Here is a 16,303-nt window from a genome sequence, read left to right on the forward strand (position 1 = left end):
GGATTTTGTAGTACTCACCTTACTCAGCCGCCAACGGCCAAGCAGGTGCAGCCAACCCCCTCATCGCATTATTTGGAGAGAGCGCCATGCGCACTGTCATCTTGCGTCGTGGTCTGGTCGCACTGTTTGCTGCGGCTGTGTCCTTCGGCGCCATTGTTCAAGCTCAAGCGGCCGAGACCCTGCGGATCGGTTATCAGAAGTACGGCACGCTGGTGCTGCTCAAGGCCAAGGGCACCCTGGAAAAACGCCTGGCGGCCCAGGGCGTCAATGTCCAGTGGACCGAGTTTCCGGGCGGCCCCCAGCTGCTTGAAGGCCTGAACGTCGGCTCCATCGACTTCGGCGTGACCGGCGAAACCCCGCCGGTCTTCGCCCAGGCAGCCGGCGCCGACCTGGTCTACGTGGCCTACGAGCCGCCAGCACCGACCAGCGAAGCGATCCTGGTGCCGAAAGATTCGCCGATCAAATCCGTGGCCGAGCTCAAAGGCAAGAAAGTCGTGCTCAACAAAGGCTCCAACGTGCACTACCTGTTGGTACGTGCCCTGGAAGATGCCGGCCTGAAATACACCGACGTGCAGACCGTGTTCCTGCCGCCCGCCGATGCCCGCGCCGCCTTCGAGCGTGGCAGCGTGGATGCCTGGGTGATCTGGGACCCGTATCAGGCCGCTGCCGAGAAACAACTGCAAGCCCGCACCCTGCGTGACGGCACCGGCATTGCCGATAACCATCAGTTCTACCTGGCAACCAAGCCGTACGCCGAAAAGCATCCGGAAGTGGTCAAGGCCCTGATCGAAGAAGTGCGCGCCGTGGGCGAATGGTCCAAGGCCAACCCACAGGAAGTGACTGAACAAGTGGCGCCGCTACTCGGCCTGCCGGCTGACATCACCCTGACCTCGGTGAAACGCCAAGGCTACGGCGCACTGTTCCTGACCCCGGAAGTGGTGGCGGCCCAGCAGAAAATCGCCGACAGCTTCTACCAACTCAAATTGATCCCCAAGCCCTTGAACATCAAGGACGTGATCTGGACGCCACCCGCCGCCGTGGCCAAAGCGCCGTAATCCGACTTCTTCAGGAGACAACTCCATGAGCCTCAATATTTTCTGGTTCCTGCCTACCCACGGCGACGGCCATTACCTTGGCACCGCCGAAGGCGCTCGCGCCGTTGACCACGGTTACCTGCAGCAAGTGGCCCAAGCCGCTGACCGCCTGGGTTTCGGCGGGGTTCTGATTCCCACCGGGCGCTCTTGCGAAGATTCGTGGCTGGTGGCCGCCTCGCTGATTCCGGTGACCCAGCGTCTGAAATTCCTGGTCGCCCTGCGCCCCGGGATTATTTCGCCGACGGTGGCGGCGCGTCAGGCTGCGACCCTGGATCGTCTGTCCGGCGGGCGTGCCTTGTTCAACCTGGTCACTGGCGGTGACCCGGAAGAATTAGCCGGCGATGGCTTGTTCCTCAGCCACGAAGAGCGCTACCAGGCCTCGGTGGAATTCACCCGTATCTGGCGCCGTGTGCTGGAAGGCGAAACCGTGGACTACGACGGCGAACACATCAGCGTCAAAGGCGCCAAGCTGCTTTACCCGCCGATCCAGCAGCCGCGTCCACCGCTGTACTTCGGCGGTTCTTCCGAAGCGGCCCAGGACCTGGCAGCCGAGCAGGTGGAAATGGTGCTGACCTGGGGCGAGCCGCCGGCGGCCGTCGCGGAAAAAATCGAACAGGTACGCGCGAAGGCCGCGAAACTCGGGCGCACCGTGCGTTTCGGCATTCGTTTGCATGTGATCGTGCGTGAAACCAACGACGAAGCGTGGAAAGCCGCCGACAAACTGATCTCCCACCTGGACGATGACACCATCGCCCGTGCCCAGGCTTCCCTGGCGCGGTTCGATTCCGTCGGCCAGCAACGCATGGCTGCCTTGCATGGTGGCAACCGCGACAACCTCGAAGTCAGCCCCAACCTGTGGGCCGGCGTCGGCCTGGTCCGTGGCGGTGCGGGTACCGCGCTGGTGGGCGATGGCCCAACCGTAGCAGCACGCGTGAAGGAGTACGCAGCGCTGGGCATCGACACTTTTATCTTCTCCGGTTATCCACACTTGGAAGAGTCGTATCGCGTCGCGGAACTGCTGTTTCCCCACCTGGATATCGAACGTCCCGAGCTGCCGAAAAGCGCCGGCTACGTGAGCCCGTTCGGCGAGATGGTCGCCAACGACATCCTTCCCAAAGCTGCGTCACAGAGCTGAGGCAGCGCCATGAACTATGAAAAACTAAGCCACCGTGTGGCGCCCTGGGTACTGCCGGTTCTATTGCTGGCGGTGTGGCAGTTGTCGGTGTCGGCGGGCTGGTTGTCCACCCGGATCCTGCCGGCCCCCAGCGCAGTGATTGAAGCCGGTATCAACCTGGTCGCCAGCGGCGAAATCTGGACCCACCTGGCCATCAGCGGCTGGCGTGCCGGCCTGGGTTTCCTGATCGGTGGCAGCATCGGCCTGGCACTGGGCTTTATCACCGGCCTGTCGAAGTGGGGCGAACGCCTACTGGACAGCTCGGTGCAGATGATCCGTAACGTGCCGCACTTGGCGCTGATTCCCCTGGTGATCCTGTGGTTCGGCATTGACGAGACGGCGAAGATTTTCCTGGTCGCCCTCGGCACGCTGTTTCCGATTTACCTCAACACCTACCACGGCATTCGCAACGTCGACCCGGCGCTGGTGGAAATGTCGCGCAGCTATGGCTTGTCCGGGTTCAGCCTGTTCCGCCAGGTGATCCTGCCGGGCGCGCTGCCATCGATTTTGGTGGGCGTGCGCTTTGCCCTGGGCTTCATGTGGCTGACGCTGATCGTGGCGGAAACCATCTCCGCCAGTTCGGGCATCGGCTACCTGGCGATGAACGCCCGCGAATTCCTGCAAACCGATGTGGTGGTGTTGGCCATCGTCATGTACGCCATCCTCGGCAAACTCGCCGACCTGGCCGCTCGCGGTCTGGAGCGTGTGTGGCTGCGCTGGCACCCGGCGTATCAAGTGAACAAAGGAGGTGCGGCATGACAGCTCAACAACCCCCGCGCCTGCTCAAGGGCATTCCCCTTGCAGTACGCAAGCTGCGCAAGGCCTTTGGCGCGCGCGAAGTGCTCAAGGACATCGACCTGCACATTCCGGCGGGCCAATTCGTCGCGGTGGTCGGTCGCAGTGGTTGCGGTAAAAGCACCTTGCTGCGCCTGTTGGCCGGTCTGGACAAGGCCAGCGGCGGCGAGCTGCTGGCCGGTTCCGCACCGCTGAGCGAAGCCATTGAAGACACGCGGTTGATGTTCCAGGAAGCGCGCTTGCTGCCATGGAAAAAGATCATCGACAACGTTGGCCTGGGCCTCAAAGGCAACTGGCGCCCCAAGGCGCTGGAAGCCCTGGAAGCGGTCGGCCTGGCCGAACGCGCCAATGAATGGCCAGCGGCGCTGTCCGGCGGGCAGAAGCAACGCGTGGCCCTGGCCCGTGCGCTCATCCACCAACCGCGCTTGCTGCTGCTGGATGAGCCGCTGGGCGCACTGGATGCCCTGACCCGCATCGAGATGCAGCAACTGATCGAAAACCTGTGGCAGAAGCACGGTTTCACCGTGTTGCTGGTGACCCACGACGTCAGCGAAGCCGTGGCGATTGCCGACCGCGTGATCCTGATTGAAGACGGCGAAATCGGCCTGGACCTCATCGTCGACCTACCGCGCCCGCGTGCCCGGGGCTCGCATCGCCTGGCCGCGCTGGAAGCCGAAGTGCTCAACCGTGTGCTGTCGTTGCCCGGCACACCGCCGGAACCCGAACCTGTTTCACCGCTGCCTACGCAATTGCGTTGGGCTCAATAACTCACTTGTCCCATGAAGGAAGAACAACATGACTATTAAAGCCATCAACGTGCGTAACCAGTTCAAAGGCACCATCAAGGAAATCGTCGAAGGCGACGTGCTGTCGGAAATCGACGTGCAGACCGCGTCCGGCATCGTTACTTCCGTGATCACCACCCGTTCGGTCAAAGAGCTGGAACTGGTGATTGGCAGCGAAGTGATTGCCTTCGTGAAATCCACCGAGGTGTCGATCGCCAAGTTGTGATTGCACAAGCCACTGTAGGAGCCGGCTTGCCGGCGATAGGCCCTCACGCCTTGCGGTGATGTCGGGAGCGCTATCGCCGGCAAGCCGGCTCCTACAGGTTTTTGCGCTTAGGCAAATACGGCGGCAGGTAAAGCCCCACATATGCATCAAACACCCGCATCCCTTCCTCCGCCATGCGTGGGGTGATCAGCCCGTGCTGATGCACCGAGCGCGCATACACGCGGTCGCTCAGTTCCAATGCCAGGGCAAACACGTCGACATCGCTGGGCAGTGTCGGCACTTCAAAGTGGCGATTGAACACCTCCAGCATCAAGTTCCCCAACTCCAGATCATGCTGGCGATCCGCCTGGGTCACTTCAGTGAGCCCGTGCTGGGCCAGGATCAATTGGCGTGCGGCGGCATCCTGGTCGTAAATGGCGAGCATGCGTTGCTCGACGATGCAGGACAAGTCGCGCCAGTGCTTGAGTGAATCGTGCTCGATGGGCGCCTGGATCGCTGCCCGGAAGGCCGCGTGGACGTCTGCCGTGAGTGCCTCCAGCAAGGCCGGTACGCTGGCGAAGAAGTGATACACCGACGACGGTGGAATCTGCGCACGCTCGGCCACGCTGTAGATCGACAAACCCGCCACGCCTTCGGCCGCCAGCAAGGTGCGGGCGGCGTCGAGGATCGCGTCGATCCGGGCCTGGCTGCGGGCGCGGGGTTTGCGAGGGGCGGCGGGGCGGGTGGTCATGGAGGTCTCCTACAAGGCAGGGGGCATTGTACGCAGAGCCTGGGGAGGATCCATACCTAGGGCGGGGGCTTTTGTGGTGAGAGGGCTTGCTGTGGTGAGCGGGCTTGCCCCGCGCTGGGCTGCGAAGCGGCCCCAATAAAAACGCCGCATTCTGTCAGGCAGAATGCGGCGTCTGGTTTTAGGGCGGCTTCGCCACCCAGCGCGGGGCAAGCCCGCTCACCACAGCAAGCCCGCTCACCACAGCAAGCCTGCTCACCGCAGTTACGGCAGCAACCGCTTACACGGTATGCAAGTACCAGTTGTACTCAAGGTCGGAGATGGAGTGTTCAAACTCTTCCAGCTCACTTTCCTTACAGGCGACGAAGATATCGATGTATTTAGGATCGATGTACTTGGCCATCACCTCGCTGTCGTCCAACTCGCGCAATGCATCGCGCAGGTTGTTTGGCAGGCTTTGCTCGTTTTGCTCGTAGCTGTTGCCTTCCACCGGTGCGCCAGGCTCGATCTTGTTGGTCAGGCCGTGGTGCACGCCTGCCAGGACCGAGGCCATCAGCAGGTAAGGGTTGGCGTCGGCACCGGCAACACGGTGTTCGATACGGACCGCATCGGACGAGCCGGTCGGTACGCGAATCGCCACGGTGCGGTTGTCCAGGCCCCAGCACGGCGAGTTCGGCACGTAGAACTGTGCGCCGAAACGGCGGTAGGAGTTGACGTTGGGGCACAGGAACGCCATTTGAGCGGGTAGGGTCTCGAGCACACCGCCGATCGCGTGACGCAATGCGGCGTTCTGCTCGGGATCCTCGCTGGCAAAGATGTTCTTGCCGTCTTTGTCCAGGATCGAAATGTGCACGTGCAAACCGTTGCCTGCCTGGCCTGGGTAAGGCTTAGCCATGAAGGTGGTGTCCATCTCATGGTCGTAGGCGATGTTCTTGATCAGGCGCTTGAGCAGTACCGCGTAGTCGCAAGCCTTGATCGGGTCGGCCACGTGGTGCAGGTTCACTTCGAACTGCGCCGGGGCACTTTCCTTGACGATGGCGTCGGCCGGGATGCCTTGCTCTTTTGCACCTTCCAGAATGTCCTGGAGGCAGTCGACGTACTCGTCGAGGTCGTCGATCAGGTAGACCTGTGTCGAGTGCGGGCGTTTGCCGGAGATCGGCGAGCGGGGCGGTTGTGGGCGGCCGTTCACGTTCTCCTGGTCGATCAGGTAGAACTCAAGCTCGAAGGCGGCGCAGATGGTCAGGCCGAGGTCGTCAAATTTGCTTACAACTTGGCGGAGCACTTCGCGCGGATCGGCGAAGAAAGGTTCACCTTCAAGTTCGTGCATGGTCATTAGCAATTGCGCGGTAGGGCGCTTTTGCCAAGGTTCATTGCACAGGGTATCGGGGATTGGATAACAGATTCGGTCAGCATCACCGATGTCCAGGCCCAGACCGGTGCTTTCCACCGTAGAGCCGTTGATATCCAGGGCAAATAAAGAGGCAGGCAGGTTAATGCCCTTCTCGTAAACCTTGTGGAGGCTGGTGCGTTCGATGCGCTTGCCGCGCACCACACCATTCATATCCGCAATTAGAAGGTCTACGTACAGAACCTCAGGATGATCCTTAAGGAACGCGTTCGCTTCGTTAAGCTGAACGGCACGCGGGGGTACCGACATGATGCAACACCTTTGTTGTTAAAAATATCAATCATTGATCTTTTCTGGTTTCAGTCAACCCGAACGGCATGCCGAAGTCAAGCGAGGCCTTTTTTGCCCTAAAAAAGCGCCACGAGGGCTTTTTTGGGGCTTTTTGGGGCGGTTTTTTGGGTTTGGAGGGCTTGGGACTAGCAGGCTTGAGCGGGCCGTGTTGTATTTTTTACGGGGGTGTTGTGTAAAAAAATGAACAAGGCTAAGCTCGATTCAAACCCATAACAGCAATAATACCGGGGTGCTTCATGTTTCTCCTGCCGCCCAACGGCGTCTTGGCCTGCCTCAGTCAGGCTGTGTCACCCGTATATTCCTCCCGCGTGATAGCGCGTGGCCCGGCCAATATTCTTGACGCCCGGTCCAACCTCTTTTTTGCCTCCTCGCATGCCTTTGAAACACGCCCGACCCATGTGCCGCTCAAGATTGCACACAACTTTGGCGTGAGGAATGCAACGCTGCAGCAAATGGCAGGTAAGCTCCTACCCTGAATGAAAAAAACGACGCGGATGCTGCGTCAACCAACGCCTGGCCTTTAACGGATGCCAGGAAACCCAGCCCAGAGGCATTTATGAGTAACAACCTCGACCAGCTCACCGATTGGTTGAAAGACCACAAGATCACAGAAGTCGAATGCATGATTGGCGACCTCACCGGCATCACCCGGGGCAAGATCTCGCCGACCAACAAGTTCATCGCTGAAAAAGGCATGCGCCTGCCCGAGAGCGTTCTGTTGCAGACCGTGACCGGCGACTATGTCGAAGACGACATTTATTACGAATTGCTCGACCCGGCCGACATCGACATGATCTGCCGTCCCGACCAGAACGCGGTATTCCTAGTGCCCTGGGCCATTGAGCCGACCGCCCAGGTGATCCACGACACCTACGACAAGCAAGGCAACCCGATCGAGCTGTCGCCGCGCAACGTGCTCAAGAAAGTCCTCAAGCTCTACGCCGACAGAGGCTGGCAGCCCATCGTGGCGCCGGAGATGGAGTTCTACCTGACCAAGCGGTGCGAAGACCCGGACTTCCCGCTGCAACCGCCTATTGGCCGTTCAGGCCGCCCGGAAACCGGACGCCAGTCCTTCTCTATAGAAGCGGCCAACGAATTCGACCCGCTGTTCGAAGACGTCTACGACTGGTGCGAACTGCAGGAGCTGGACCTCGACACCCTGATCCACGAAGACGGCACGGCGCAGATGGAAATCAACTTCCGTCACGGCGATGCATTGTCCCTGGCCGACCAGATCCTGGTGTTCAAGCGCACCATGCGTGAGGCCGCGCTCAAGCACGATGTGGCCGCCACCTTTATGGCCAAGCCCATGACCGGCGAGCCTGGCAGTGCCATGCACCTGCACCAGAGCATCATCGACATCGCCACCGGCAAGAACGTCTTCTCCAATGAAGACGGGACCATGAGCCAACTGTTCCTCAATCACATTGGCGGCCTGCAGAAATTCATCCCTGAATTGCTGCCGTTGTTTGCCCCCAACGTGAACTCGTTCCGTCGCTTCCTGCCCGACACCTCGGCGCCGGTCAACGTGGAATGGGGTGAAGAAAACCGCACTGTCGGCCTGCGCGTACCGGATGCCGGCCCGCAGAACCGCCGTGTGGAAAACCGCCTGCCGGGTGCCGATGCCAACCCGTACCTGGCGATTGCCGCCAGCCTGCTGTGTGGCTACATCGGCATGGTCGAAGGCCACAACCCGAGCGCGCCAGTGGTGGGCCGTGGTTACGAGCGACGCAACCTGCGCCTGCCGTTGACCATCGAAGACGCCCTGGAACGCATGGAAAACAGCAAGACCATCGAGAAATACCTGGGTCAAAAATTCATCACAGGCTACGTCGCGGTCAAGCGGGCCGAGCATGAAAACTTCAAGCGCGTGATCAGTTCGTGGGAGCGGGAATTCCTGCTCTTCGCCGTCTGATGCGCCGGGCGCGTCGTAGGAAAGGCGCGCCCTCACCTGAAAAGTCTAGGAGATTGGTATGTCCAGCAACAACCCGCAAACCCGTGAATGGCAAGCCTTGAGCAGCGATCACCACCTGGCGCCGTTCAGCGACTTCAAGCAATTGAAAGAGAAAGGCCCACGGATCATCACCAAAGCCCACGGCGTTTACCTGTGGGACAGCGAAGGCAACAAGATCCTCGACGGCATGGCCGGCCTGTGGTGCGTGGCGATCGGTTACGGTCGCGATGAACTGGCTGACGCCGCCGCCAAGCAGATGAAAGAACTGCCGTACTACAACCTGTTCTTCCAGACCGCTCACCCGCCGGTGCTGGAATTGGCCAAGGCCATTTCCGACATCGCGCCCGCCGGCATGAACCACGTGTTCTTCACCGGTTCCGGCTCCGAAGGCAACGACACCATGTTGCGCATGGTCCGCCACTACTGGGCGATCAAGGGCCAGCCGAATAAAAAAACCATCATCAGCCGCAAGAATGGCTACCACGGTTCCACCGTGGCCGGCGCCAGCCTAGGCGGCATGACTTACATGCATGAGCAGGGCGACCTGCCGATCCCGGGCATCACCCACATCGCCCAGCCATACTGGTTTGGCGAAGGCGGCGACATGAGCCCGGAAGAATTCGGCGTGTGGGCGGCCAACCAGTTGGAAGAGAAGATCCTGGAACTGGGCGTGGACAACGTCGGTGCCTTTATTGCCGAGCCGATCCAGGGTGCCGGTGGCGTGATCGTGCCACCCGCCACCTACTGGCCGCGCATCAAGGAAATCCTCGCCAAGTACGACATCCTGTTTATCGCCGACGAAGTGATCTGCGGTTTCGGCCGTACCGGCGAGTGGTTCGGCAGCGATTTCTACGACCTCAAGCCGCACATGATGACCATTGCCAAGGGCCTGACCTCGGGCTACATCCCCATGGGCGGCCTGATCGTGCGCGATGAAGTGGTGGACGTCCTCAACGAAGGGGGTGATTTCAACCACGGCTTCACCTACTCCGGTCACCCGGTGGCCGCTGCGGTGGCGCTGGAAAACATCCGCATCATGCGCGACGAGCAAATTGTTAAGCGTGTGCACGACGAAACGGCACCCTATTTGCAGAAACGTCTGAGGGAGCTGGCTGATCACCCTCTGGTGGGTGAAGTGCGTGGTGTCGGCATGCTCGGTGCGATCGAACTGGTCCAAGACAAGGCGACGCGCAAGCGTTACGAAGGCAAGGGCGTTGGCATGATCTGCCGCACCTTTTGCTTCGAGAATGGCCTGATCATGCGCGCCGTGGGCGACACCATGATCATTTCGCCGCCACTGGTGATCAGCAAGGCTGAAATCGACGAGCTGGTCACCAAGGCTCGGCAGTGCCTGGACCTGACTTTGGCGGCATTGCAGGGCTAAGTGCTAGGCTCAGGACGCAGCGGCTTTCGGGCGCCGCGTCCTGAGCAGTTATAAATGAGGCTTTGGTTGAAAGCCGGCCTCGGAACTTGCCAGACTGTCGCCCTGTTTTGTTGCCCTTTGGCTGGGCCTCGAAACATATAAAGCTTGTGGCCCAAAAAAGAAAAAATTGGAGCATCACCAAATGAAGGCATTAGGTTTGAAGAACGCTGGCAAGACCCTCCTCGCCTTGTCCCTGATGGGCGCAATGGCGGGCGCGGCCCAGGCCGACGATAAAGTGCTGCACGTCTACAACTGGTCCGACTACATTGCACCGGACACCATTGCCAACTTTGAAAAAGAGTCGGGCATCAAAGTGGTGTACGACGTTTTCGACAGCAACGAAACCCTGGAAGCCAAGTTGCTGGCGGGCAAGTCCGGCTACGACATCGTCGTACCGTCGAACAACTTCCTCGCCAAGCAGATCAAGGCCGGTGTCTACCAGGAGCTGGACAAGTCCAAGCTGTCCAACTACGACAACCTGAACAAATCCCTGCTTAAAGCCGTGTCGGTCAGTGACCCGGACAACAAGCACGCCTTCCCGTACATGTGGGGCTCGATCGGCATCGGCTACAACCCGGAGAAGGTCAAGGCCGCGCTGGGCGTGGACAAGATCGATTCCTGGGACGTGTTGCTCAAGCCCGAGAACATCGCCAAGCTGAAAAGCTGCGGCGTGAGCTTCCTCGATTCGCCAACCGAGATGCTGCCGATCGCGCTGCACTACCTGGGCCTGCCGACCGACAGCCAGAAGAAAGACGACCTCAAGCAGGCCGAAGCGCTGTTCCTCAAGATCCGTCCTTCGATCGGCTACTTCCACTCGTCCAAGTACATCTCCGACCTGGCCAACGGCAACATCTGCGTAGCCGTGGGTTACTCGGGTGACATCCAGCAGGCCAAGTCTCGCGCGGCTGAAGCGGGTGGCAAGGTCAAGGTTGCCTACGACATTCCGAAAGAAGGCGCTGGTAGCTTCTTCGACATGGTCGCCATCCCTAAAGATGCCGAAAACGTCGATGCAGCCTACAAGTTCATGAACTACCTGTTGAAGCCGGACGTCATGGCGTCGATCACCAACAGCGTACGGTTCCCGAACGGTAACGAGAAAGCCACTGCACTGGTCGACAAAGACATCACCAGCGACCCAGGCATCTACCCGCCAGCGGACGTGCAAGCCAAGCTCTACGCCATTGCCGACCTGCCGGCTGCGACCCAGCGTGAAATGACACGCAGCTGGACCAAGATCAAGTCCGGTAAATAACCGGTCTTTGTTAACCACCGCGCCTGGCGCGGTGGTTATCGAAACAATTAAATGACAGAAAGTTTTGCCGGATCGGTTTATCGAGGGTAAGTTGCGCGCCGGTTTTGTTGCCGGGCAACAACTTCAAGGCCCAACTATTTAAGAGGACCTCCACTTGCCAATTTCTTTATTTCGCAAAGCCATGCTGGTGGGTGCAGGTATCACGCTGGCCGTCAGCGTGCAGGCTGCACCGACCGTGCATATTTATAACTGGTCGGATTACATCGGCGCCGACACCCTGGCCAACTTCGAAAAGGCCAGCGGCATCAAGCCCGTGTATGACGTGTTTGACTCCAACGAAACCCTGGAAGGCAAGCTGCTGGCCGGGCGTACCGGTTACGACGTGGTGGTGCCGTCCAACCACTTCCTCGGCAAGCAGATCAAGGCCGGGGCGTTCCAGAAGCTCGACAAGTCGTTGCTGACCCACTACGCCAACCTCGACCCGGTGCTGCTCAAGCGCCTGGAAAAGAATGACCCGGGCAACCAGTACGCCGTGCCGTACCTGTGGGGCACCAACGGCATTGGTTACAACGTCGATAAAGTAAAGGAAGTGCTGGGCGTCGACCGTATCGATTCCTGGGCCGTGCTGTTCGAGCCGGAAAACATGAAGAAGCTGGCCACCTGTGGCGTGTCTTTCATGGACTCGGCGGATGAAATGCTGCCGGCAGTGCTCAACTACATGGGCCTGAACCCCAACAGCACCAACCCCGAAGACTACAAGAAGGCCGAAGAGAAGCTGCTCAAGGTGCGGCCCTACGTGACCTACTTCCATTCATCCAAATACATCTCGGACCTGGCCAACGGCAACATCTGCGTGGCGGCAGGCTTCTCTGGCGATGTATTCCAGGCCAAGGCCCGTGCGGCTGAAGCGGGCAAAGGCGTGAACATCGCCTACGCGATCCCGAAAGAAGGCGGCAACCTGTGGTTCGACGTGCTGGCCATCCCCAAGGATGCGACCAACGTCAAAGAGGCCCACGCCTTCATCAACTATTTGCTGCAACCTGAGGTGATCGCTCAGGTCAGTGATTACGTCGGTTACGCCAACCCTAACCCAGGGGCGGACAAACTGATGAAGCAATCGATACGCACGGACGAAGCGGTTTACCCACCGCAGGCGGTACTCGACAGGACATTCGTCAACTTCGAGCTACCCCCGAAAGTGCAACGTTTGATGACCCGTAGCTGGACCAAGGTCAAGACGGGCAAGTAAGGCTCAAACTATCCAAGGCAGGCCCGTATTGGGTCCGCTGCACTCTTTTTTTTCTGGGAGTTTCGTAAATGGCAGTTGCCTCCGGCGCCTATAAGAAAGCCCTCGAGGGCGACCAGACACCGAAAAAGGTGCTGGTCAAAATCGACCGGGTCACGAAGAAGTTCGACGAGACGATTGCCGTGGACGATGTGTCCCTGGAAATCAAGAAAGGCGAGATCTTCGCCTTGCTCGGCGGTTCGGGTTCGGGCAAGTCCACCTTGCTGCGCATGCTCGCAGGTTTCGAGCGCCCGACTGAGGGCCGCATCTACCTCGACGGCGAAGACATCACCGATATGCCGCCCTACGAGCGGCCGATCAACATGATGTTCCAGTCCTACGCCTTGTTCCCACACATGACCGTGGCGCAGAACATCGCGTTCGGCCTGCAACAGGACAAGATCCCCAAGGCCGAGGTCGACGCCCGCGTGGCGGAGATGCTCAAGCTGGTGCAGATGAGCCAGTACGCCAAGCGCAAGCCGCACCAGTTGTCCGGTGGCCAGCGCCAGCGTGTGGCCCTGGCCCGTTCCCTGGCCAAGCGCCCGAAACTGCTGCTGCTCGATGAGCCCATGGGTGCCCTCGACAAGAAGCTGCGTTCGCAGATGCAGCTGGAACTGGTGGAGATCATCGAGCGCGTCGGCGTGACCTGCGTGATGGTGACCCACGACCAGGAAGAGGCCATGACCATGGCCGAGCGCATCGCGATCATGCACCTGGGCTGGATCGCCCAGATCGGCAGCCCGATCGACATCTACGAAACGCCTACCAGCCGCCTGGTGTGCGAGTTCATCGGTAACGTCAACATCTTCGACACCCAAGTGGTCGATGACGCCGAAGGCCACGCGGTGCTCAAGTGCGCCGACCTGGACCGTGACATCTACGTGGGCTACGGCATCGCCACCTCCGTGGAAGACAAGTCGGTGACCTACGCGATTCGCCCGGAAAAACTGCTGGTCACCACCGAAATGCCGACCTGCGAGCACAACTGGTCCAGCGGCAAGGTGCACGACATCGCCTACCTGGGCGGCCACTCGGTGTTCTACGTGGAGCTGCCGAGCGGCAAGCTGGTGCAGTCCTTCGTGGCCAACGCCGAACGCCGTGGCCAGCGGCCGACCTGGGGTGACCAGGTGTACGTGTGGTGGGAAGACGACAGCGGCGTGGTACTTCGCTCATGAACATGAAGAAGCTCAAGCGCCGCCTGCAACGAATAACGCCCAGTGGCCGTCATGCGGTCATTGGCATTCCCTTCCTGTGGCTGTTCCTGTTCTTCATGCTGCCGTTCTTCATCGTCCTGAAGATCAGCTTTGCCGAAGCCGACGTAGCGATCCCGCCCTACACCGAGATCTACACCTTCGTTGAGCAGAAACTGCAGCTGGTGCTCAACCTGGGCAACTACGCGATGCTCGGCGACGACGAGTTGTATATCGCCGCGTACCTGGGCTCGCTGAAAATGGCGTTCTTCAGCACAGTGTTGTGCCTGTTGATCGGCTACCCGATGGCCTACGCCATCGCCAGTGCGCGCAAAGAGATGCAGACCGTGCTGGTGCTGCTGATCATGATGCCGACCTGGACCGCGATCCTGATCCGCGTGTATGCGTGGATGGGCATTCTCAGCAACAACGGTTTGCTCAATGGCTTCCTGATGTCCATCGGGTTGATCAACGAGCCGCTGCAGATCCTCAACACCAACATCGCGGTGTATATCGGCGTGGTCTATTCGTACCTGCCGTTCATGATCCTGCCGCTGTACGCCAACCTGGTGAAGCACGACCAGAGCCTGCTGGAAGCTGCATCGGACTTGGGTTCGAGCACCTTCAACAGTTTCTGGAAGATCACCGTGCCGCTGTCCAAGAACGGCATCATCGCCGGCTGCATGCTGGTGTTCATCCCGGTGGTGGGTGAGTTTGTGATCCCGGAACTGCTGGGCGGCCCGGAAACCCTGATGATCGGTAAAGTGTTGTGGCAAGAATTCTTCAACAACCGTGACTGGCCGGTGGCCTCTGCCTTGGCGGTGGTGATGCTGGCGATCCTGATCGTGCCGATCATCCTGTTCAACCGCAGCCAAGCCAAAGAGATGGAGGGCAAGATATGAAGCGCTTCAGTTTCTCGAGTTTCATGCTGGTGGCGGGGTTGTTGTTCATCTACCTGCCGATGCTGATCCTGGTGATCTACTCGTTCAACGAATCCAAGCTGGTGACGGTGTGGGGCGGTTGGTCGATCAAGTGGTACGTGGGCCTGCTGGACAACACCCAGTTGATGGGCTCGGTGGCGCGTTCCCTGGAAATCGCCTGCTACACGGCGGTGGCCGCAGTGGCCCTGGGTACGTTGGCGGCGTTCGTGCTGACGCGCATCAGCCAGTTCAAGGGCCGCACGCTGTTTGGCGGCCTGGTGACTGCGCCGCTGGTCATGCCGGAAGTGATCACGGGTCTGTCGCTGTTGCTGCTGTTTGTGGCCATGGCGCAGATGATCGGTTGGCCCCAGGAGCGTGGCATCGTCACCATCTGGATCGCCCACACCACCTTCTGTGCGGCGTATGTGGCGGTGGTGGTGTCGGCGCGACTGCGTGAGCTGGACTTGTCGATCGAAGAAGCGGCGATGGACCTGGGCGCACGGCCGTGGAAGGTGTTCTTCCTGATCACCATCCCGATGATCGCGCCGTCGCTGGCGGCGGGCGGCATGATGTCGTTCGCACTGTCGCTGGATGACTTGGTACTGGCAAGTTTCGTGTCGGGCCCTGGCTCGACCACCTTGCCGATGGAAGTGTTCTCGGCAGTGCGCCTTGGGGTTAAACCCGAGATCAACGCCGTGGCCAGCCTGATACTGTTGGCGGTGTCGCTGGTGACCTTCCTGGTGTGGTTCTTCAGCCGTCGTGCCGAAGAGCACCGCAAGAAAGCCATCCAGCAAGCCATTGAAGAAGCCGCCGCCGATGGCTGGCAGCAGCCGGACAAGCGTCGGGCACCTGCACCGGTCTAACTGACGGAATGCGGTAAAGAAGTGGGAGCTGGCTTGCCTGCGATAGCGGTCTATCAGTCGACAGATGAGTCGACTGGCAGGGCCTCATCGCAGGCAAGCCAGCTCCCACAGTTGATTGCATTTCAGGTCAACTATGCAGTCCAGGGAGACTTGCGGATCACCTCTACAAAATTCATCGGCTTGAACCCCGGCTCCTGATCCACCAGCACATCCGTCTTCACGTTGCCAAACGTGGTCTGCGGACGATGGCGCAAGCCGTCGGCAAACGCGCAAATGATGCACTCCTTGAACCCTTCACCGCGTGGATGCGCATGCACCACGGCTTCGCGCTGCACGCTGGAAAACGCGGCGTAGTCCATACCCAGCACGTCCATTTCCACACCGGCCGTCACCAGCGCCACGGTCGGGCGCAGATGCTGCGGTACGCCCGGCGTGGTGTGCAGGGCGATGGACAGCCACACCTGTTCGATATCGTCATCGGTCAGCCCGTACGGCTTGAGGAACGCGGCGGCGGCGTTGGCGCCGTCGACTTCAAAGCGCTCGTTGTCACTGCGATGGCCTTCCACCAGGCCCAGGTCGTGGAACATCGCGCCGACGTAGAGCAGTTCCGGGTTATAGGCGAGTTGCTTGCGTTCACCGCTCAACGCACCGAACAGAAACACCCGGCGGGAATGGTGGTAGAGCAGGTCGGATTCGACGTCGCGGATGTATTCGGTGGTGGCCCTGGCCAGGGCGCTGTCCGGGATCTGGATGCCGGCGATGGTGGTGCTCATGGTCGTTCTCCTCAACAAAGCGCCGGGGGTGGCGCCGAGGAGTCCAGTCTGGTCGCGCACCCGCGAAGGGGCTATGGCGGCGAGGGTGCGATGTCGGCCAATGTGCCTCGAAATCGCGCCACCCCATCCTGTAGGCGCCGGCT

At 60.1% G+C, this 16,303-nt stretch carries 15 protein-coding genes; 12 read left to right on the forward strand and 3 right to left on the reverse strand.

Going from position 1 to position 16,303, the window contains the following annotated elements:
- Window positions 1–86 precede the first annotated feature (86 nt).
- The 5 genes from AC0IYN_RS11855 to AC0IYN_RS11875 are packed head-to-tail and all read left to right on the forward strand — an operon-like array spanning window position 87 to window position 4,074.
- A complete protein-coding gene (locus tag AC0IYN_RS11855) occupies window positions 87–1,055 on the forward strand; it encodes a sulfonate ABC transporter substrate-binding protein (RefSeq protein ID WP_100491916.1) in 969 nt (322 codons plus the stop codon).
- A gap of 25 nt (window positions 1,056–1,080) precedes the next feature.
- The gene (ssuD, locus tag AC0IYN_RS11860; RefSeq protein WP_003176786.1) at window positions 1,081–2,229 is read left to right on the forward strand and encodes an FMNH2-dependent alkanesulfonate monooxygenase; all 1,149 of its coding nucleotides are present in this window, start codon (window positions 1,081–1,083) and stop codon (window positions 2,227–2,229) included.
- 9 nt (window positions 2,230–2,238) lie between these two features.
- A complete protein-coding gene (gene ssuC / locus AC0IYN_RS11865) occupies window positions 2,239–3,027 on the forward strand; it encodes an aliphatic sulfonate ABC transporter permease SsuC (protein ID WP_078050626.1) in 789 nt (262 codons plus the stop codon).
- Window positions 3,024–3,830, forward strand: a complete 807-nt coding sequence (gene ssuB, locus AC0IYN_RS11870) for an aliphatic sulfonates ABC transporter ATP-binding protein (protein ID WP_015886420.1) — start codon at window positions 3,024–3,026, stop codon at window positions 3,828–3,830. The genes ssuC and ssuB overlap by 4 nt, the downstream gene beginning before the upstream one ends.
- 28 nt (window positions 3,831–3,858) lie before the next feature.
- Window positions 3,859–4,074, forward strand: coding sequence for a TOBE domain-containing protein (locus AC0IYN_RS11875; protein WP_003213899.1), 216 nt, complete (start codon window positions 3,859–3,861; stop codon window positions 4,072–4,074).
- 91 nt (window positions 4,075–4,165) lie between these two features.
- Here the strand turns inward: AC0IYN_RS11875 and AC0IYN_RS11880 are convergent, their stop codons facing one another.
- The gene (locus AC0IYN_RS11880; RefSeq protein WP_406599801.1) at window positions 4,166–4,804 is read right to left on the reverse strand and encodes a TetR/AcrR family transcriptional regulator; all 639 of its coding nucleotides are present in this window, start codon (window positions 4,802–4,804) and stop codon (window positions 4,166–4,168) included.
- Between the two features lie 277 nt (window positions 4,805–5,081).
- Window positions 5,082–6,458 carry a glutamine synthetase family protein gene (locus tag AC0IYN_RS11885; RefSeq protein WP_003213894.1) on the reverse strand — a complete coding sequence of 459 codons (1,377 nt, stop codon included), beginning with the start codon at window positions 6,456–6,458 and terminating at the stop codon, window positions 5,082–5,084.
- Between the two features lie 598 nt (window positions 6,459–7,056).
- Here AC0IYN_RS11885 and AC0IYN_RS11890 point away from each other — a divergent pair.
- The 7 genes from AC0IYN_RS11890 (at window position 7,057) to AC0IYN_RS11920 (ending at window position 15,387) form a co-directional block, all read left to right on the forward strand.
- On the forward strand, window positions 7,057–8,415 hold the full coding sequence (locus tag AC0IYN_RS11890) for a glutamine synthetase family protein (protein ID WP_065902296.1): 1,359 nt from the start codon (window positions 7,057–7,059) through the stop codon (window positions 8,413–8,415).
- A 58-nt stretch (window positions 8,416–8,473) separates the two neighbouring features.
- On the forward strand, window positions 8,474–9,838 hold the full coding sequence (locus tag AC0IYN_RS11895; protein ID WP_099493165.1) for an aspartate aminotransferase family protein: 1,365 nt from the start codon (window positions 8,474–8,476) through the stop codon (window positions 9,836–9,838).
- A 196-nt stretch (window positions 9,839–10,034) separates the two neighbouring features.
- Window positions 10,035–11,129 carry a polyamine ABC transporter substrate-binding protein gene (locus AC0IYN_RS11900; protein ID WP_078051003.1) on the forward strand — a complete coding sequence of 365 codons (1,095 nt, stop codon included), beginning with the start codon at window positions 10,035–10,037 and terminating at the stop codon, window positions 11,127–11,129.
- A gap of 154 nt (window positions 11,130–11,283) precedes the next feature.
- Complete coding sequence (locus AC0IYN_RS11905) at window positions 11,284–12,378, forward strand: polyamine ABC transporter substrate-binding protein (RefSeq protein ID WP_406599800.1); 1,095 nt, start codon at window positions 11,284–11,286, stop codon at window positions 12,376–12,378.
- A gap of 68 nt (window positions 12,379–12,446) precedes the next feature.
- The gene (locus tag AC0IYN_RS11910; protein WP_033897564.1) at window positions 12,447–13,589 is read left to right on the forward strand and encodes an ABC transporter ATP-binding protein; all 1,143 of its coding nucleotides are present in this window, start codon (window positions 12,447–12,449) and stop codon (window positions 13,587–13,589) included.
- On the forward strand, window positions 13,586–14,506 hold the full coding sequence (locus tag AC0IYN_RS11915) for an ABC transporter permease subunit (protein ID WP_406599799.1): 921 nt from the start codon (window positions 13,586–13,588) through the stop codon (window positions 14,504–14,506). Before AC0IYN_RS11910 ends, AC0IYN_RS11915 begins: the two co-directional genes overlap by 4 nt.
- Window positions 14,503–15,387: an ABC transporter permease subunit gene (locus AC0IYN_RS11920; protein ID WP_034116303.1), complete on the forward strand. Its 885-nt coding sequence runs from the start codon at window positions 14,503–14,505 to the stop codon at window positions 15,385–15,387. The genes AC0IYN_RS11915 and AC0IYN_RS11920 overlap by 4 nt, the downstream gene beginning before the upstream one ends.
- 131 nt (window positions 15,388–15,518) lie before the next feature.
- Here the strand turns inward: AC0IYN_RS11920 and AC0IYN_RS11925 are convergent, their stop codons facing one another.
- Window positions 15,519–16,160 carry an HD domain-containing protein gene (locus AC0IYN_RS11925; protein ID WP_457267721.1) on the reverse strand — a complete coding sequence of 214 codons (642 nt, stop codon included), beginning with the start codon at window positions 16,158–16,160 and terminating at the stop codon, window positions 15,519–15,521.
- Between the last annotated feature and the right edge of the window lie 143 nt (window positions 16,161–16,303).

The sequence above is a fragment of the Pseudomonas sp. AC112 genome (genome assembly GCF_979253545.1).